Here is a 17,750-nt window from a genome sequence, read left to right as displayed (position 1 = left end):
GCCGGTAAGGGTGAAAGGGTGCGGTAAGAGCGCACCGCGCGCCTGGCAACAGTGCGTGGCACGGTAAACCCCACCTGGAGCAAGACCAAATAGGGATCCTTTGGCGCGGCCCGCGCTGGATCCGGGTAGGTTGCTCGAGAAACGTGGCGACGCGTTTCCTAGATGAATGACTGTCTTAGACAGAACCCGGCTTATCGGCCGACTCCCTCTCCGATTCTTTGCCGTTCAACACCGAGACACGCATGCTGCACCGCGACAACGCTCCACAGGCACCCCAAGGCGGTGCGGCGAATCGTTCCGACTTTCGCCACACCAGCGTGTTGCTCGATGGGGCGGTGGACGCACTCGTGCAATCGCCCTCCGGTATCTACCTCGATGGCACCTTCGGGCGCGGCGGGCACTCTCGGGCGATTCTCTCGCGGCTCGATGCTCGCGGGCGGCTGATCGCGATCGACCGCGATCCCGCCGCGCTGGCCGTTGCCGCCGAGATCGATGACCCGCGCTTGACGGTATGCCGCGGCGTGTTCGCCGAGCTGGATAGCCATGCCGAGGCGTGCGGTGCGTCGGGGCGGTTGAGCGGTATCCTGCTCGATGTCGGCGTCTCCTCTCCCCAACTGGACGATCCCTCGCGGGGTTTCAGCTTTCTACGCGACGGCCCGCTGGACATGCGCATGGATCCGACCTCCGGGATCGGTGCCGCCGAGTGGATCGCGCGCACCGGTGACCAGGAGATGGCGCGAGTCTTCAAGGCCTACGGCGAGGAGCGTTTCGCCAAGCGCATCGCACGCGCCATCGTTACCGCGCGTCAGGAGACGCCGATCGTCGGCACCCATCAACTGGCCGAAATCGTCAAGGCAGCCCATCCCGCCTGGGAGAAGGGGAAGCACCCCGCGACCCGCGTGTTCCAGGCCATTCGCATTCATCTCAACGACGAACTGGGACAGCTGACCCGGGCGCTGGACGTCGCCCTGGAGTCGCTGGAGGTGGGGGGGCGCCTGGTCGTCATCAGTTTTCATTCGCTGGAGGACCGGCTGGTCAAGCGGTTCATCCGTGACCAGTCCAGGGGCGATACGCACTTGCCCCGCGGCATGCCGGTACGCGAGGATCAACTTCACAAGCGGCTCAAGCCGGTAGGCAAGGCGATGCGTGCCAGCGATAGCGAGATCGACGCCAACCCTCGCGCGCGCAGCGCGGTCATGCGCATCGCCGAGAAGCTGGAATAGGGAGCAACATGGCCGTTCAAGGACGACGCAGTGGGTTGGGATTGGGCAACTGGCCATTCGCCCGACGCCTGGATCCACGTTCCGCTCTGCTGGGTGTGGTTATCATTGCGCTGTTGATAACGGCGCTGGCCATCATCAGCACCTCTCATCTGACCCGGGTCCAGTACGCGCGCTTGCAGAAGCTCGAGAACCAGCGAGATTCGCTGCAGACGGAGTGGGGACGGCTGCTGCTCGAGGAGAGCACCTGGTCCTCTCCCGCCCGTATCGAGTCGTTGGCCACCAAACGCCTGAACATGCGTGTCCCGAGCGTCGATGAAGTGAAGGTGATTCATCCATGAGTGCGTCCAGGCGCGCCGCGACAGCCAGGAGCCGCCGGCCGGATGCCCCCTTGGGGGCCGGACGCTACTGGTTCATGCTTCTCGTCATTCTGGTCGCGCTATCCGCACTCGTCGGCCGGGTGGTCTACCTTCAGGTCATCGACCGCAGTTTTCTCCAGAACCAGGGCGATGCGCGCACCCTGCGGGTCGAAACCATCGGCGCCCATCGAGGCATGATCAGCGACCGCAACGGTGATCCCCTGGCCATCTCGACGCCGGTGATCACGCTGTGGGCCAATCCTCAGGAACTGCCGAAGGACCCCATTCAGCAGACATTGCTGGCAAAGGCGCTCAAGGTGGATCCCGGCCAGCTGGCAGATCGCATCTCGCGCTACTCCGACCACGAGTTCATGTATCTGCGCCGTCAGTTGACGCCCGCCGCCGCCAAGCCGGCGCTCGATCTGCAGATGCCCGGTGTCTACTCGCGCGACGAGTACAAGCGCTATTACCCGGCAGGAGAGGTGGCGGCACAGCTCGTCGGGGTGACCAACGTCGACGACAAGGGGCAGGAAGGGCTCGAGCTGGCCTACAACCGTTATCTGACCGGCCAGCCGGGCAAGCGGCGCGTGCTGAAGGATCGCAAGGGTCATCTGGTTCGCGACCTGCACCTGATCGACGAGGCCAAGCCGGGCGGTGACCTGACGCTGTCGATCGATCTGCGCCTGCAGTACATGGCGTATCGCGAACTGGCGGCGGGGATTCGCAAGAATGACGCCGACGGCGGTTCGCTGGTGATGCTGGATGCGCGGACCGGCGAAGTGCTGGCGATGGCCAACCTGCCTTCCTACAACCCCAACAATCGCAGCGACGTGGATGTCCGCGGCCTGCGCAATCAGGCCATCACCGACGCCATCGAGCCTGGCTCGGTCATGAAGCCGCTCGCCATGTCGGCGGCGCTCGCTTCCGACAAGTTCACGCCGGAAAGCATCATCGACACTTCGCCCGGCTGGATGGTGGTGGATGGTTATACCATTCGCGATTTTCGTAACTACGGCAAACTGTCGCCGGCCGGGATTCTGCTCCACTCCTCGAACATCGGGATGTCCCACATTGCCCTGGAGCTGCCCAAGGACGCGATCTGGAATCGCTATCGCGAGCTTGGCCTGGGGCAGTCGCCCGGCACCGGGTTCCCGGGAGAGAACAGCGGGAGCCTGCCGTCGCCAACCAACCTGCCGCGCAGTGCCCAGGCGGCGATGGCCTACGGCTACGGGGTTGCCGTGACGCCGCTGCAACTGGCAAGCGCCTATACCGCCATCGCCAACGATGGCAAGCGCCTGTCGCCCTCGCTGCTCAAGCTCAACGGCGATCCGGAGAGCGAACAGGTGATTTCGGCCACCGTGGCGCACGAGCTCCTGGCGATGATGGAAAAGATCGTGCAGCCCAATGCCGGCGGCCATCTGGCGATGGTTCCCGGTTACCAGATCGCGGGCAAGACCGGCACCGTGCGCAAGGTCACCAGCACCGGCTACCAGGAAACCGAGTATCGGGGGCTTTTCGCCGGTATTGCCCCGGCCTCCAACCCGCGTATCGTTACCGTGGTGATGATCGACAATCCCAAGAAGGGCGACTATTACGGTGGCCTGGTCGCCGCCCCCGTATTCAGTCGCGTCGTGGGCAGCGCGCTGCGCCTGTTGGACGTGCCCCCCGACGCGCCGCAGGAGGAGACTGCGCCATGAGAATCGATGCCGCGCGGCTAGCGACTGCACTGGCCGAGCTCTGGCCTGATGTCGCTACGCCTTCGGGCAGCGCCGCGGAACCGTCGCGGTTGGCATCGTGGCTTCCGGGCGCAGCCGAATTGACGCTGACGCAGGATAGCCGCCATATCGAGAGCGGCGACCTGTTCCTGGCGGTACCGGGCGTCAGTGTCGACGGTCGGCGGTTCATCTCCGAGGCGCTCGATTCCGGTGCGGTCGGTGTGCTCTGCGAGGCCGAGGCGCTGGATGCGGCCTGGGTTGCCGATGAGCGCGTTCTCGCCTTGCCCGGGCTGGCGCTTCGGCTGGCCGCGCTGGGTCGACGGCTCTTCGCGGTCCCGGAATCGTTGAAACTGATCGGCGTCACCGGTACCAACGGCAAGAGTTCGGTCACGTATTACATCGCGGCACTGTTGGAAGCCCTCGGCACCCCGGCTGCGGTGATCGGAACGCTGGGATATGGTCGGCTCGGCGAAGTCCGCGCTGCGCTGCAGACCACGCCGGGCCCGCTGGCGTTGCAGCGGATGCTCGGCGAGTTGGCCGGCGCTGGCGTCGAGGTCGTTGCCATGGAGGTGTCGTCGCACGCGTTGACTCAGGAGCGGCTCGGCGATACCAGGGTCGATGCCGCGGTCTTCACCAACCTGAGTCGCGATCACCTGGACTATCACGGCAGCATGGCGGCCTATGCCGCCGCCAAGGCCCGGCTTTTCAGGCGAGACTCGGTTCGGCTGGCCGTCGTCAATGGCGATGATCCCCTGGCACGCTTGATGCTCGCGGGTCTGCCGGGCGGTACTCGAGTCCTGGCGACCGGGGGTGGCGAGGCCACGACGCTGCGTGTCGTCGATTGCGAAGCGCTGCCGAACGGCCTGCGCGCCATCGTTGCCACGCCGGAGAACGAAGGGGTCCTCGAGCTGTCGTTGATGGGGCGTTTCAACCTCGACAACGCACTGCTGGCGATCGCCACGCTTTACGGTCTGGGCCATCCGCTGGAGTCGCTCTGGCAGGCCGCCGCTACGCTGCGGCCGGTGCCGGGGCGCATGCAACTGCTGCCGCGAGACGATGCCGGCAGGGTGCCGGTGGTGGTCGTGGACTATGCCCACACGCCGGATGCGCTGGAGAATGCGCTCGCCGCGCTGCGCGCTCACCTGCCGAGCCGGGATGGCGGCGAACTGTGGTGCGTGTTCGGCTGTGGCGGTGACCGTGACAGCGGCAAGCGTCCGTTGATGGCGGCGGTCGCGGAGAAGCTGGCGGACCGCATCGTCGTTACCGACGACAACCCCAGGAGCGAAGACCCGCAAGTCATTCGCGACCAGATCGCGGCCGGGCTGTCACCGGAGGCTCGGGCGGAAAGCTGGTTGGTCGATGGTCGGGAAGTGGCGATCGAGCGCGTCATCGCGACGGCCACGGCGGAGGACATCGTGCTGATCGCCGGCAAGGGTCACGAGGATTATCAGGAAGTCGCCGGCATGCGCCACCCCTTCAGCGACGTCGGGGTGGCGAGCCGTTGCCTCCGTTCGCGGGAGGCGTCCGCATGAACGACCGGTTGAGCGGCATCGCTTCGCGTCTCGGCGCGACCTTGAACGGCGCCGACGCCGAGGTGTCCCGTATCGTCACCGATACGCGCGCGCTTCGCCCCGGCGATCTGCTGGTGGCGCTGCAGGGCGAACGCTTCGACGCTCACGATTTCCTCGCCGAGGCGCGGGAGAAAGGCGCCGTGGGCGCGGTCGTGGCACGACCGGTCGCCGACCCGCTGGCACAGGTCGAAGTACCCGACACCCGGCTGGCATTGGGGTTGCTGGCGCGGGCGCACCGGCTCGGGTGGGGCGGAAAGCTGATTGCGGTGACCGGCAACAGCGGCAAGACCACGGTCAAGGAGATGCTCGCCTCGATCCTGCGGCGACGAGCGCCGACGCTGGCCACGCGCGGCAATCTCAACAATGACATCGGCGCGCCGCTGACGCTGCTCGAGCTCGATGCCGAGCAGCGTTACGCGGCCATCGAACTGGGCGCCAACCACCTGGGCGAGATTGCCTGGACCACCGCGCTGGCCAAGCCGCAGGTGGCGGTCATCACCAACGTCACCGGGGCGCATGTCGGGGAGTTCGGCGGCATGGGCCAGATCGCTCAGGCCAAGGGCGAGATTCTCGCCGGCCTGGCCATGGACGGCTGCGCCGTCCTCGATCGGGACGAGCGCTATTTTCCGGTGTGGCGAGCGCTGGCGGGGCGCGCCCGAGTGATCGATTTCGGCATCGGGAGCGACGCCAGCGTCACCGCTCACGATCTGGTGTGCGATGCGGGTGGGCGTTATGCTTTCACGCTTTCCCTGCCGGGCGAAACGTCGGTGCGCGTCTCGTTGGCCTTGATGGGGCGACACAACGTGCGCAACGCGCTGGCCGCGGCGGCCGCGACACATGCGCTGGGGTTCTGCGGCGCCGAGATCGTGACCGGGCTCGAGGCCTGCCAGAGCATGGCGGGGCGCATGCAGGTGGTCGACGGGGTGCGTGATAGCCGCGTGATCGACGACACCTACAATGCCAACCCCGGTGCGATGCGAGCGGCACTCGAGACGCTGGCGTCGCTGCCGGCGCCGCGCTGGTGTTTCCTCGGACCGATGGGCGAGATGGGGGCCGAGAGCGAACGCCTGCATGCCGAGGTCGGTCGGCTGGCGCACGATCTCGGACTCGATTTTCTGGGTACGTACGGCGAGGCCGCGCGTGCCGCAACGGAGGCTTTCGGCAACGAAGGCCGTCATTTCGATGACTGGGCGACACTCGAGCGTTTCGCCCAGCATCAGCTTCCTTCCCGGGCCAGCGTGCTGGTCAAGGGTTCGCGCAGTGCCAGCATGGAACGACTCGTTGCCGCACTGCGTGATGATGCCTCAAGGTGAATCTGACTCATGCTGCTTTTCCTGGCTGAACTGCTTACCCATTTTCAAAGTGCTTTCAATGTTTTCGGATATCTCACCCTGCGCGTGATCCTGGGCACGCTGACGGCGTTGTTCCTGAGTCTGTGGATGGGACCACAGATGATCCGGCGTCTGGTCGAGCGCCAGATCGGTCAGGCGGTGAGGGACGATGGTCCGCAGTCACACCTCTCCAAGGCGGGCACGCCGACCATGGGCGGTGCGCTGATCCTGGTCTCCATCGCGATCAGTACGCTGCTGTGGGGCGATCTGACCAACCATTACGTGTGGCTGGTACTGGCGGTCACGCTGGGTTTCGGCGCCATCGGCTGGGTCGACGATTTTCGCAAGGTGGTGGAGAAGAACCCGCGCGGCCTGCCGGCCCGCTGGAAATATTTCTGGCAGTCAGTGATCGGTCTCGGCGCGTCGTTGATCCTCTATTTCACGGCAGCGAGCCCGGTGGAGATCAGCCTGATCGTGCCGCTGTTCAAGGATGTGGTGATTCCGCTGGGCCTGTTCTACATCGTGTTGAGCTATCTGGTCATCGTCGGCAGCTCCAACGCGGTCAACCTGACCGACGGCCTCGACGGCCTGGCCATCATGCCGACGGTGCTGGTCTCCATGGGCTTGGCGGTGTTCGCCTATGCCAGCGGCAACGCCGTCTTCGCCAACTATCTGCACATCCCCGAAGTGCCGGGCGCCGGCGAACTCTCCGTGTTCTGTGGCACCATCGCCGGGGCCGGCCTCGGGTTTTTGTGGTTCAACACCTACCCCGCGCAAGTATTCATGGGGGACGTCGGTGCGCTGGCGCTGGGGGCGGCGCTGGGCATCGTCGCCGTCATCGTTCGCCAGGAGATCGTCCTATTCATCATGGGTGGCGTCTTCGTCATGGAGACGGTGTCGGTCATCCTGCAGGTGGGCTCCTACAAGCTCACCGGCCGACGCATCTTCCGCATGGCGCCGCTGCACCACCATTTCGAACTGAAAGGGTGGCCGGAGCCCCGCGTCATCGTGCGCTTCTGGATCGTCACCGTCATGCTGGTCCTGCTGGGGCTGGCGACATTGAAGCTGCGTTGACGCCATGAGCGATTCGCTATCCGCCGAGCCGGCAACCCCAGTCGCGGCAGAGTCAGCCGAGCCGGGCATGCCGCCGACCTTGGTGGTTGGGCTGGGAATCTCCGGCCGTGCGATCGCCCGCTTCCTGGCTGGTCGCGGCGAGCGCTTCATGGTCGCCGATACCCGCGCCGCCCCCCCGGGACTCGAGGCTTTCCGTGCGGCCTATCCGGAGATCGAACTCCACCTGGGGAGCCTGGAGTCGCTGGATCTGGAGGCATTCGCCGAGATCGTCGTCAGTCCTGGCATCGATCTCGAGCGGACCGGCCTGGGCGCTGTCCGGGACCGGGTCATCGGCGAGATTTCTCTGTTTGCGCGACACTGCGAAGCGCCGATCGTGGCCATCACCGGGTCCAATGCCAAGTCGACCGTGACCACGCTGGTGGGCGAGATGGCGCGGCAGGCGGGCAGGCGCGTCGCGGTCGGCGGCAACCTCGGCGATGCCGCACTGGACCTGCTGATCGATCACGCGGACGCGGAGCTGTTCGTGCTGGAGCTGTCGAGCTTTCAACTGGAGACGCTCACCGGACTGGGGGCGGCCTGCGCGGCGTTTCTGAATCTGTCGGCCGACCATCTCGATCGCCATGGCGACATGCAGGGCTACCGCCGGGCCAAGGCGCGGATTTTCGAGGGTGCCGCCCATGCCGTCGCCAACGCGGATGATGCGGCCACCTGGCCGGGACAGGAGGCGTTGAGCTGCGAGCGCTTCACCACCCACTCGCCCGGTGACGACGAGTGGGGCATCTCGAGCGTGGCGGGCGGGACGGGCGAGTGGCTTTGCCACGGCCGGCAACCGTTGATGCCGGTCGATGAACTGCGCCTGGCGGGTCGGCACAATCACGCCAACGCGCTGGCGGCGATGGCGATCGCCCATGTCGTCGGCATTGACGGGGATGTGGTCCGTGGGGTCCTTTGCCGTTTTGCCGGCTTGCCGCATCGCGGCGAGATCGTTGCCGAACGCGGCGGCGTGCGCTGGATCAACGACTCCAAAGGCACTAACGTGGGCGCGACACTGGCGGCGATCGCCGGGGTCGGGGAGACGCTGACCGGGAAACTGGTCTGGTTGGGCGGCGGAGTCGGCAAGGGCGCCGACTTCACGCCGTTGGCCGAACCGCTGGCACGCTATGCTCGGGAAGCGATCGTGTTCGGCCAGGATGCGCCGCAGTTGGTCGCCGCGCTCGAGCCGCAGGTCGCCACCTGGCGGGTCGACACGCTGGCAGACGCCGTGCGGCGCGCGGCCTCAATCGCCGAGCCGGGGGATTGCGTGCTGCTGTCGCCCGCCTGTGCAAGTCTCGACCAGTTTCCCAACTACCTGGCGCGCGGCGAGGCGTTTCGCGCCCTGCTTGATCAAGGGCAGCTCGGACAAGGGCAGGAAGCCGCATGCTGAAGGCCATGATGAAGACGTCGCAGGCGCGACTGACCACCAAGCACCAGTCGTTCGATGGCTGGCTACTGCTGGCGACGCTGTCGCTGATGCTGATCGGCTGGGTGATGGTGACCTCGGCATCCACCGAGATCGCCGCGAGCCTGACCGGCAACCCCTACTATTTCAGTATTCGTCACGGCATCTTCGTCCTCGCCGCGATCGGCGTCGGGCTCGTCGCCGTGCGCCTGCCGCTCGACTGGTGGCGACAGAAAGGCCCTTTGATGCTGATCGTGGCGCTGTTGCTGCTGTTCGTCGTGCTGATCGTGGGCCGTGAAATCAACGGCAGCCGGCGCTGGATTCCGCTCGGCATCATCAATATCCAGGCGTCGGAAGTCGCCAAGCTGTGTCTGATCGTCTACATCGCCGGCTACCTGGAGCGCTTCCTGCCGGACGTGCGGCGCACCTGGGGAGCCTTCATGCGGCCGCTGGCGGTGATGGCGTTGATCGGTTTCCTGCTGATCCTCGAGCCGGACTACGGCGCCGTGGTGGTGTTGACCGGCTGCGTGATGGGCATGTTGCTGCTCTCCGGTGCCCCGCTGTGGCGGTTTCTGCTGATCCTGGCCGTGGTGGGGTCGGGTGCCGTCATGCTGGCGGTGGCGGAACCCTATCGTTTGCAGCGGATCACCAGTTTCGCCAATCCCTGGGCGGATCAGTACAACACCGGTTATCAGCTGACCCAAGCGCTGATCGCCTTCGGGCGGGGGCATTGGTTCGGTCTGGGGCTGGGTAACAGCGTCCAGAAACTGTTCTACCTGCCGGAAGCACACACCGATTTCGTGTTTGCCGTGCTGGCCGAGGAGCTGGGATTGTTCGGCGCCATGGCGGTGATTCTCCTGTTCGCCCTGCTGGTCTTCCGGGCCTTCAGGATCGGACGCAAGGCGGAACTGATCGGCATCCCGTTCGCGGCTTACCTCTGCTATGGCATTGCGCTGGTCATCGGTGCACAGGCATTCATCAACATTTCCGTCAGCGCGGGCATGCTACCCACCAAAGGCTTGACGCTGCCACTTCTGAGCTACGGCGGTTCGAGTCTCATCATCAGCGGGATCATGATGGCCATACTGTTTCGCGTCGACGCCGAGGTCAGGCGGCTTCAGCGCCGAGCCGAACCCAAGGCCGCTCCCGAGCCCCCCTCCGACACCCAGGCCTCGGAGCCGGGCTCATGAGCGGCACGCGGCGCGTTCTGATCATGGCCGGCGGCACCGGCGGGCATGTCGTGCCCGCGCTCTCGCTGGCCAAGGCCCTGCGCGAACGAGGGGTGGCAGTCGAGTGGCTGGGGAGTCCGAGAGGCATCGAGAACCGTCTCGTTCCCGCTGCGGACATCCCGTTGAACCGCATCGCGGTGTCCGGGTTGCGGGGCAACGGTCTGGGCGGCTGGTTGGCGATCCCGTGGCGGCTGAGCCGGGCGATCTGGCAGGCCCGGCGGGTGATACAGCGCTTCGACCCGCAGCTCGTCGTCGGGCTCGGCGGCTTTGCCAGCGGCCCTGGAGGCCTGGCTGCGCGCTTGAGCGGAAAACCACTGGTGGTGCATGAACAGAACGCCGTCGCCGGCTTGACCAATCGGTCGTTGGCGCATCTGGCGACCCGAGTCTACGCCGCCTTCCCGGGGGCTTTCCCGTCGGCCAAGGCCGAGGTGGTCGGCAATCCAGTGCGCGACGACATCGCGGTGCTGGGAGAGACTCCCAGGACGGTCGAGCAGATGGCCGGCCGGCCGCTGCGGCTGCTGGTGCTGGGCGGGTCGCTCGGGGCGCGGTCCCTGAACCGGAAGCTGCCCGTTGCGCTGGCGGCGCTGGATCCCTCGCGGCGACCGCAGGTACGTCATCAGGCGGGGCGCGACAAGGACGACGAGACGCGGGAGGCCTATCGAGCGGCCGGCGTCGAGGTGGAGGTGAGCGCTTTCATCGACGACATGGCTGTCGCCTACGACTGGGCGGACGTCATCGTGTGTCGAGCCGGCGCCCTGACCATCGCCGAGCTCTCCGCCGCGGCCAAGCCCTCCCTGCTGGTGCCGTTCCCTCATGCCGTCGACGACCACCAGACCCATAACGCACGCCACCTCGTCGACGCGGGTGGCGCTGAATTGATACAGCAGGCCGAGCTCACCCCTGAACGTTTGCAGGCGATGCTCGAGTCACTTTTGCAGCCCGACGTGCTGGCGACAATGGCGATTCAGGCACGTCGGGTAGCCCACCTCGATGCCGTCGGGCGCCTGGTCGACGGCTGCATGGAGATCGGTTTTGAGCGATAGCATTCAGACGCGCCCGACGCGGTCGCATCTCGGCATGCGGCGTATTCGGGGCATTCATTTCGTCGGAATCGGCGGGGCCGGGATGTGCGGCATCGCCGAAGTGCTGGCCAACGAAGGCTACCAAGTCAGCGGTAGTGACCTGAGGGAATCGGCGGTCACCCACCATCTGCGAGACTGTGGCATTCGTGTCGCCATTGGCCATGCGGCGGTCAACGCAGAAGGGGCCAACGTGATCGTGGTGTCGACGGCCGTCGATCCGACCAACCCGGAGATCCAGTGGGCACGAGAGCATCGCGTGCCGGTGGTGCGCCGTGCCGAGATGCTGGCCGAGCTGATGCGCTTCCGCCACGGGATCGCGGTTGCGGGTACCCATGGCAAGACCACCACCACGAGCCTGCTGTCGACACTGTTCGCCGAGGCGGGGCTCGATCCGACGTTCGTCATTGGTGGCAAGCTGACCAGCGCGGGAACCAACGCGCGTCTCGGTTCCGGGGAGTTCCTCGTCGCCGAGGCCGACGAGTCCGATGCATCCTTCCTGCACCTGCAGCCGATGACGGCGATCGTGACGAATATCGACGCCGACCATATGGCGACTTATGACGGCGATTTTTCCCGACTGAAGACGACCTTCATCGAATTTCTGCACAACCTGCCTTTCTACGGCCGGGCCGTGCTGTGCCTCGACGATGACAACGTGCGGGAATTGCTGCCGCAGGTTCAGCGCCAATTCGTCACTTACGGTTTCAACGAAGAGGCCGATTATCGCATTCGGGACTTCCAGCAGACCGCCGACACCATTCGATTCGTCGCCGAGCGTCCCGGCGACTCCGCGGCGTTGAACATCACTCTGGCGATGCCGGGCACCCACAACGCATTGAACGCGCTGGCTGCGATCGCCGTGGCGACCGATGCCGGCGTCGGCGACGACGATATCGTCAGAGGGCTGGCGTCTTTCGGCGGCGTCGGACGTCGTTTTCAGATTCACGGCCACTATCCGCTGTCGCAGGGCGGCGAAGTGATGCTGGTCGACGACTACGGCCACCACCCGCGTGAAGTCGAGATGGTGATTCGTGCGGTTCGCTCCGGCTGGCCGCAGCGTCGGCTGGTGATGCTCTATCAGCCCCATCGCTATACCCGAACGCGAGATCTCTACGAGGACTTCGTCAGGGTGCTCTCCGGCGTCGACACCTTGTTGCTGCTCGACGTGTATGGCGCTGGCGAAGCGCCGATTCCCGGCGCGGAAGGAAAGACGCTGGCGGGCTCGATTCGCCAGCGCGGTCAGGTCGATCCACTGTTCGTCGAGGAAAAGTCGGCACTGCCGGGGATCCTTGCGCGCGTGCTGCGGCCCGGCGATATTCTGATCACCCAGGGGGCCGGGGATATCGGCGGTATCGCCCAGGGGCTCGCCCACTGCGCGCTCAAGCTCGACGAGGTGATCCTTTGAGGCTGGTGGCCGTGTCGGAAGAGAGTGCTTGCGTCATGGAGCGACCGACGCATCCCGAGCGACGTCAGGCCGCAGCGTCGGCGGGGCGGGCACCATGAATACCAGCGCGCGGGGTACGCTGCTCGGCATCCTCATGATCGTGGTGCTGATCGGTGCCGGCGGCAGGGCGCTGTGGCTGTGGCTGGACAAGCCCATCGCACGGGTCTCGATCAGCGGTGACCTGAATTACGTCAGCGCGGCTTACCTTCAGAAGGAGTTGGCTCCCCTGGTGAGCGGCCATACCTGGCTCTCCCTCTCCTTGAGCGACCTGCGCACCGAAGCGCGCAAGATTGGCTGGCTGCGGGAAGTGACCGTCTCTCGCGAGTGGCCCAACACCCTGCGGTTCGTGCTTTACGAGCAAGATCCGGTCGCTCGCTGGAATGACGAGCTGCTGCTGAATAGTCGCGGTCAGCCATTCTCGCCCGGGCCGGTGAGCGATTTCGGGCGGCGTCTCCCCGACCTCGGTGGCCCCGACGGCACGGGGCGGGAGGTGCTGGGTTATTACGACTCCCTGCGCCGTGCGCTGTCCGATCTCGGGCTCTCGATCACCCAGTTGAGGCTCGAGCCACGTGGCGCCTGGCGCTTTCAAATCAATGATGGCGTCTGGGTGATTCTCGGGCGGACGGACTTGGACGCGAGGTTGGCTCGCTTTATTGCCGCATGGAAACGACAGTTGGGACAGGAGGCGTCGCAGATACGCTACATCGATCTCCGTTATCCCAATGGCGTTTCGGTGGCGAGACATGGCGAAACGGCCCCCGTCTCGAGCGATTAGTTCGGGATTCCCGGGTGACAAGCCGGCCCCGATCCCGCGGCTGGCGTCGTCTCCGGCCTCACGATCTGAAAGGATGTGTGTGTCGTGAGTGACGACTTCTTACTCGTCGGGCCCCGTACTTAACCTCGTCTAACGTCGCGGAGCCGTTATTTTCGGAGCGCTTTAATAGCGGCAAGACTCCTTCCTTATTTCCCTTTTAAAGAAAAAGGGCTTAATGTGGCTTTTGTTTCAGCGATGGGCTGGTGAAAAGGGTCGTCTTGTTCCTATAATAAGCGCGAATCTTTGTTGGCCCATTTTTATCCGGTTTATCGGTGAAGTTTGAGGAGCGACCCCGACCTATGGCAGGACAATCCAACGCTTCCAATATGGTGGTCGGGCTGGATATCGGAACATCCAAGGTGGTCGCCATCGTGGGGCAACCCACTGACGATGGCGGGTTGGAAATTGCCGGGATTGGTTCGCATCCTTCGCGTGGCATGAAGAAGGGTGTCGTGATCAATATCGAGTCAACCGTTCAGTCGATTCAGCGCGCCGTAGAAGAAGCCGAGCTGATGGCAGGTTGCGACATCCACTCTGTCTACGTCGGGATCGCCGGCAGCCATATCAGCTCCATGAATTCCGATGGTGTCGTGGCGATCAAGGAGCGGGAGGTCGCGCCCGCCGACATCGATCGCGTCATCGACTCCGCCCGTGCGCGGGCCATTTCCGAGGGGCAGCGCGTGCTGCACGTGATTCCCCAGGAGTTCGCCATCGACACCCAGGAGGGGATTCGCGAGCCGCTGGGGATGTCCGGCGTTCGGCTGGAAGCTCGCGTCCACCTGGTGACCGCCGCGATGAACGCCGTCCAGAACATCGAGAAGTGCGTCCGCCGCTGTGGCCTGGAAGTCGATGACATCATTCTCGAGCAACTGGCCTCGAGCCACGCGGTGCTGACCGAGGACGAGCGCGAGCTCGGCGTTTGCATGGTCGATATCGGTGGCGGGACCACCGACATCGCCGTCTTCACCGAGGGCGCCATTCGACACACCGCCGTGATCCCGATAGCCGGGGATCAGGTGACCAACGATATCGCCATGGCGCTGCGCACGCCGACCCAGTACGCCGAGGATATCAAGGTCAAGTACGCCTGCGCGCTGACACAGTTGGCGAGCAGCGATGAGATGATCAAGGTGCCCAGCGTCGGCGACCGGCCGGCCCGGGACCTCTCCCGCCAGGCGCTGGCGGAAGTCGTGGAACCCCGTTACGAGGAACTCTTTACGCTGGTGCGCGAGGAGCTTCGCCGCAGCGGCTACGAGGATCTGGTGGCGGCCGGAATCGTGTTGACGGGGGGCACCTCTCGAATGGAGGGGGTGGTCGAGCTGGCGGAGGAGATATTCCACATGCCGGTCCGTATCGCGTGCCCGTACAACGTCCGTGGCTTGGCGGACGTGGTACGCAACCCGATTTATTCGACGGGGGTAGGTTTGCTACTCTACGGAATGAAGGACGCCAAGCACTCTCGCGCAGTATCAGCCCAGCCTCAAAGGGAAGACTCACTTCCCCGGCGCGCAACCAGGGATGAGGTTTCGACGCTGGAGCGACTCAAAGGCTGGTTTAAAGGAAATTTCTGACAGGCCGCAAGCGGTCTTGGAGACGGGGCAATGTTCGAACTAGTAGATAACGCACCTTCTAGTAGTGCAGTCATCAAAGTCATCGGTGTCGGCGGCGGCGGCGGCAACGCCGTCAACCACATGGTCGAGAGTAACATCGAAGGCGTCGAGTTCATCTGCGCCAACACCGATGCCCAGGCGCTCAAGCGCGTGGCGGCCAAGACCGTTCTCCAGCTGGGTGGCGAGATCACCAAGGGGTTGGGTGCCGGGGCCAATCCGGATGTGGGGCGCCAGGCGGCCATGGAGGATCGCGATCGCATCGCCGAGATGCTCCAGGGCGCGGACATGATCTTCATCACCGCCGGCATGGGCGGTGGTACGGGTACCGGCGGCGCCCCCGTGGTCGCCCAGGTGGCCAAGGAGCTGGGAATCCTGACCGTCGCCGTCGTCACGCGCCCCTTCCCGTTCGAAGGGCCGAAGCGCATGCGCGCGGCCGAAGAGGGAATGAAAGAGCTCTCCGAGTACGTCGATTCGCTGATCACCATCCCCAACGAGAAGCTGCTGTCGGTGCTGGGCAAGAACGCCAGCCTGCTGACCGCCTTCAGTGCCGCCAACGATGTGCTGCTGGGCGCCGTTCAGGGTATCGCCGAACTGATCACCAGCCCGGGTATCATCAACGTCGACTTCGCCGACGTGCGTACGGTGATGTCCGAGATGGGGATGGCGATGATGGGAACCGGCGCGGCGACCGGCGAGAACCGTGCCCGCGAAGCGGCCGAGAAAGCCATTCGCAGCCCGCTGCTCGAGGATATCGACCTGCACGGCGCCCGCGGCATTCTGGTCAACATCACGGCTGGCCCGGATCTCTCCATCGGTGAATTCAACGATGTGGGGGCGACGGTCCAGGAGTTCGCCTCCCAGGATGCGACCATCGTGGTGGGTACCGCCATCGATATGGAGATGTCCGACGAGCTGCGCGTGACCGTCGTCGCCGCGGGATTGGATGCCCAGAAGGAGAAGGCCATTCCCCGCGAAACCGCCGCTTCCCGCCCGGAAACGACCGACTATCGCAAGCTTCAGCAGCCGGCCGTCATGCGTCAGCAGGCCGCACGCGCCGAGCAGGAAGCGGCAGCGAAGAAGTCGCAGCAAGAGAAGCGCAAGACATCGGACATGGACGACTACCTCGACATTCCGGCGTTCCTGCGTCGCCAGGCGGATTGATAGACCAATGGACTGCCCATCATCATTTTGTAACGTCGATATGGTTGGTGGGCCGATGGTTTGGTGTTATAGTGAACACCGTTTCCAAACCATTTGACTGTCAGGTCGATGCCCATGATCAAACAACGAACGCTGCAGAACACGATCCGCGCCACAGGCGTAGGGCTCCATTCCGGAGAAAAAGTGTATCTGACGTTGCGTCCTGCGACGCCCAACACGGGCATCGTCTTCGTGCGTACCGACCTCGACCCGGTGGTGCACATCCCTGCACACGCTGAAAGCGTCACCGACACCAACCTCTGCACGGCGCTCTCCAAGGATGGCGTCAAGGTTGCCACCGTCGAGCACCTGATGTCGGCGTTCGCGGGGTTGGGGATCGACAACGCCTACGTCGAATTGAGCGCACCCGAAGTGCCGATCATGGATGGCAGCGCCGGCCCCTTCGTCTTCCTGATCCAGTCGGCGGGTATTGCCGAGCAGTCGGCGCCGAAGCAGTTCATTCGTATCAAGCGCGAAGTGACCGTCAACGACGACGGCAAGCAGGCGACTTTTCTGCCGCACAATGGATTCAAGGTCAGTTTCGCGATCGATTTCGATCACCCCGTCTTCGAACAGCAGAAGCAGACCGCGACCGTCGATTTTTCCACGACTTCCTTCGTCAAGGAGGTGTCGCGAGCGCGCACGTTCGGTTTCATGCGCGACCTGGAGTTCCTGCGCTCGCAGAACCTGGCGCTGGGGGGGAGCCTCGACAACGCCATCGTCGTCGACGACTACCGTATCGTGAACCAGGATGGCCTCCGCTACGACGACGAGTTCGTGAAGCACAAGATGCTCGATGCGATCGGCGATCTCTACCAGCTCGGCTACAGCCTGATCGGCGAGTTCAGAGGCTACAAGTCCGGTCATGGGCTCAACAATCAGCTCTGCCGTGAACTGCTGGCTCATCCGGAGGCTTACGAGATCGTGACGTTCGAAGAGACGTCGCAGTCGGCGCCGATATCCTACGCGGCGCCAGCCATGGCCTGAGTAGCGCTGGCACACCCTGGAAAGCATCATCTCCAGCCGTTGAATTCGACGCCGATCCCAGGATCGGCGTCGTCGTTTCCGATCAGTTGGTCCCGCCCCTCGACCCATGGGCAGCGCGATGCCTGACGCGGGGCAGCATGAGCGTTCAGCCCGGCTCAGGTGGCGGAACCGTCGTCCGATTCCGGTGCGACTTGGGCGTGGGAGGCCAGCCGGTTCAGCGAGCGCTTGAGCGGGGAGTCTTCCAGGCCCTCCGCGCAGTGGGAGAGTGCGTCGGCGCCGGCGGGCGACAGTCGACGCGTCTGGCGTGGCAGCGCCTTGACGGGCCGGATCGGGCGTACCTTCAGCGAGAATTTCATCACCGCCTCGAAACCGGGCAGTTGGTGCAGCAGCTCGAGCAGCCGGGGCTGTTCGTAACGCAGCCACGTCAACCATGCGGCGCGATCGGTGATCAGCGTCAACACGCCGTTGCGGTAGCCGCCGACGTAGAGGTGCTCGGCCACGTCCGGTGGGAGTTGTCGCCTCAGGTGGTTCTGGGCGCGTTCGATCAACGTCGCCATGCGCATCACGTCGCCCAATCCTCCCGGTTGCTCAAGGAGTCGGGAAACGGGCTGGGCTCGTAAACGCTTAGCCTTTATACTCATCGGCTTGCACGCAGTGGGGATAGACCCGCTAAACC

General features: G+C 64.8%; 15 protein-coding genes and 1 other RNA gene. 15 read left to right on the top strand and 1 reads right to left on the bottom strand.

The window, feature by feature from the left end; genetic code table 11:
* From rnpB to lpxC, 15 genes are all read left to right on the top strand, one after another.
* Positions 1-210, top strand: an RNA gene (gene rnpB / locus Q0602_RS00375) — RNase P RNA component class A; the annotation flags it as partial.
* A gap of 32 nt (positions 211-242) precedes the next feature.
* On the top strand, positions 243-1,223 hold the full coding sequence (gene rsmH / locus Q0602_RS00370) for a 16S rRNA (cytosine(1402)-N(4))-methyltransferase RsmH (protein WP_295036535.1): 981 nt from the start codon (positions 243-245) through the stop codon (positions 1,221-1,223).
* An 8-nt stretch (positions 1,224-1,231) separates the two neighbouring features.
* A complete protein-coding gene (gene ftsL / locus Q0602_RS00365; protein ID WP_295036533.1) occupies positions 1,232-1,561 on the top strand; it encodes a cell division protein FtsL in 330 nt (109 codons plus the stop codon).
* Positions 1,558-3,276, top strand: coding sequence for a penicillin-binding protein 2 (locus tag Q0602_RS00360; protein ID WP_149433997.1), 1,719 nt, complete (start codon positions 1,558-1,560; stop codon positions 3,274-3,276). The genes ftsL and Q0602_RS00360 overlap by 4 nt, the downstream gene beginning before the upstream one ends.
* Complete coding sequence (locus Q0602_RS00355; RefSeq protein WP_298837246.1) at positions 3,273-4,826, top strand: UDP-N-acetylmuramoyl-L-alanyl-D-glutamate--2,6-diaminopimelate ligase; 1,554 nt, start codon at positions 3,273-3,275, stop codon at positions 4,824-4,826. The genes Q0602_RS00360 and Q0602_RS00355 overlap by 4 nt, the downstream gene beginning before the upstream one ends.
* The gene (gene murF / locus Q0602_RS00350) at positions 4,823-6,178 is read left to right on the top strand and encodes a UDP-N-acetylmuramoyl-tripeptide--D-alanyl-D-alanine ligase (RefSeq protein ID WP_298837243.1); all 1,356 of its coding nucleotides are present in this window, start codon (positions 4,823-4,825) and stop codon (positions 6,176-6,178) included. Before Q0602_RS00355 ends, murF begins: the two co-directional genes overlap by 4 nt.
* A 9-nt stretch (positions 6,179-6,187) precedes the next feature.
* Positions 6,188-7,270 carry a phospho-N-acetylmuramoyl-pentapeptide-transferase gene (mraY, locus tag Q0602_RS00345; RefSeq protein ID WP_298837240.1) on the top strand — a complete coding sequence of 361 codons (1,083 nt, stop codon included), beginning with the start codon at positions 6,188-6,190 and terminating at the stop codon, positions 7,268-7,270.
* A gap of 67 nt (positions 7,271-7,337) precedes the next feature.
* Positions 7,338-8,693, top strand: a complete 1,356-nt coding sequence (gene murD, locus Q0602_RS00340) for a UDP-N-acetylmuramoyl-L-alanine--D-glutamate ligase (protein ID WP_298837237.1) — start codon at positions 7,338-7,340, stop codon at positions 8,691-8,693.
* A complete protein-coding gene (gene ftsW, locus Q0602_RS00335; protein WP_295036528.1) occupies positions 8,687-9,898 on the top strand; it encodes a putative lipid II flippase FtsW in 1,212 nt (403 codons plus the stop codon). The genes murD and ftsW overlap by 7 nt, the downstream gene beginning before the upstream one ends.
* Complete coding sequence (murG, locus tag Q0602_RS00330; RefSeq protein WP_298837232.1) at positions 9,895-10,980, top strand: undecaprenyldiphospho-muramoylpentapeptide beta-N-acetylglucosaminyltransferase; 1,086 nt, start codon at positions 9,895-9,897, stop codon at positions 10,978-10,980. The genes ftsW and murG overlap by 4 nt, the downstream gene beginning before the upstream one ends.
* 34 nt (positions 10,981-11,014) lie before the next feature.
* Positions 11,015-12,424 carry a UDP-N-acetylmuramate--L-alanine ligase gene (gene murC, locus Q0602_RS00325; protein ID WP_295036538.1) on the top strand — a complete coding sequence of 470 codons (1,410 nt, stop codon included), beginning with the start codon at positions 11,015-11,017 and terminating at the stop codon, positions 12,422-12,424.
* Positions 12,425-12,518: 94 nt separating this feature from the next.
* A complete protein-coding gene (locus tag Q0602_RS00320) occupies positions 12,519-13,238 on the top strand; it encodes a cell division protein FtsQ/DivIB (RefSeq protein WP_295036526.1) in 720 nt (239 codons plus the stop codon).
* Between the two features lie 338 nt (positions 13,239-13,576).
* Positions 13,577-14,848, top strand: a complete 1,272-nt coding sequence (ftsA, locus tag Q0602_RS00315; RefSeq protein WP_149434005.1) for a cell division protein FtsA — start codon at positions 13,577-13,579, stop codon at positions 14,846-14,848.
* A gap of 30 nt (positions 14,849-14,878) precedes the next feature.
* Positions 14,879-16,048 (top strand): cell division protein FtsZ, encoded by a 1,170-nt coding sequence (gene ftsZ / locus Q0602_RS00310; RefSeq protein WP_149434006.1) that lies wholly within the window; start codon positions 14,879-14,881, stop codon positions 16,046-16,048.
* A 114-nt stretch (positions 16,049-16,162) separates the two neighbouring features.
* On the top strand, positions 16,163-17,074 hold the full coding sequence (lpxC, locus tag Q0602_RS00305; protein WP_295036525.1) for a UDP-3-O-acyl-N-acetylglucosamine deacetylase: 912 nt from the start codon (positions 16,163-16,165) through the stop codon (positions 17,072-17,074).
* Positions 17,075-17,229: 155 nt separating this feature from the next.
* On the opposite strand, the gene Q0602_RS00300 is transcribed toward lpxC, so the two are convergent.
* Entirely contained in the window at positions 17,230-17,631 is a 402-nt protein-coding gene (locus tag Q0602_RS00300; protein WP_365676937.1) for a DciA family protein, read from the bottom strand.
* Positions 17,632-17,750 lie beyond the last annotated feature (119 nt).

The organism is uncultured Salinicola sp. (genome assembly GCF_937921195.1).
Classification (GTDB): domain Bacteria; phylum Pseudomonadota; class Gammaproteobacteria; order Pseudomonadales; family Halomonadaceae; genus Salinicola.
Note: the sequence above shows the minus strand (reverse complement) of the source record. Positions and strands in the feature narration are given on the sequence as shown.

What these genes read in the sequence shown, in the direction of transcription:
- rsmH (WP_295036535.1), top strand. Translation starts at nt 243, where the DNA reads ATGCTGCACCGCGACAACGCTCCACAGGCACCCCAAGGCGGTGCGGCG.
- ftsL (WP_295036533.1), top strand. Translation starts at nt 1,232, where the DNA reads ATGGCCGTTCAAGGACGACGCAGTGGGTTGGGATTGGGCAACTGGCCA.
- Q0602_RS00360 (WP_149433997.1), top strand. Translation starts at nt 1,558, where the DNA reads ATGAGTGCGTCCAGGCGCGCCGCGACAGCCAGGAGCCGCCGGCCGGAT.
- Q0602_RS00355 (WP_298837246.1), top strand. Translation starts at nt 3,273, where the DNA reads ATGAGAATCGATGCCGCGCGGCTAGCGACTGCACTGGCCGAGCTCTGG.
- murF (WP_298837243.1), top strand. Translation starts at nt 4,823, where the DNA reads ATGAACGACCGGTTGAGCGGCATCGCTTCGCGTCTCGGCGCGACCTTG.
- mraY (WP_298837240.1), top strand. Translation starts at nt 6,188, where the DNA reads ATGCTGCTTTTCCTGGCTGAACTGCTTACCCATTTTCAAAGTGCTTTC.
- murD (WP_298837237.1), top strand. Translation starts at nt 7,338, where the DNA reads ATGCCGCCGACCTTGGTGGTTGGGCTGGGAATCTCCGGCCGTGCGATC.
- ftsW (WP_295036528.1), top strand. Translation starts at nt 8,687, where the DNA reads ATGCTGAAGGCCATGATGAAGACGTCGCAGGCGCGACTGACCACCAAG.
- murG (WP_298837232.1), top strand. Translation starts at nt 9,895, where the DNA reads ATGAGCGGCACGCGGCGCGTTCTGATCATGGCCGGCGGCACCGGCGGG.
- murC (WP_295036538.1), top strand. Translation starts at nt 11,015, where the DNA reads ATGCGGCGTATTCGGGGCATTCATTTCGTCGGAATCGGCGGGGCCGGG.
- Q0602_RS00320 (WP_295036526.1), top strand. Translation starts at nt 12,519, where the DNA reads ATGAATACCAGCGCGCGGGGTACGCTGCTCGGCATCCTCATGATCGTG.
- ftsA (WP_149434005.1), top strand. Translation starts at nt 13,577, where the DNA reads ATGGCAGGACAATCCAACGCTTCCAATATGGTGGTCGGGCTGGATATC.
- ftsZ (WP_149434006.1), top strand. Translation starts at nt 14,879, where the DNA reads ATGTTCGAACTAGTAGATAACGCACCTTCTAGTAGTGCAGTCATCAAA.
- lpxC (WP_295036525.1), top strand. Translation starts at nt 16,163, where the DNA reads ATGATCAAACAACGAACGCTGCAGAACACGATCCGCGCCACAGGCGTA.
- Q0602_RS00300 (WP_365676937.1), bottom strand. Translation starts at nt 17,631, where the DNA reads ATGGCGACGTTGATCGAACGCGCCCAGAACCACCTGAGGCGACAACTC.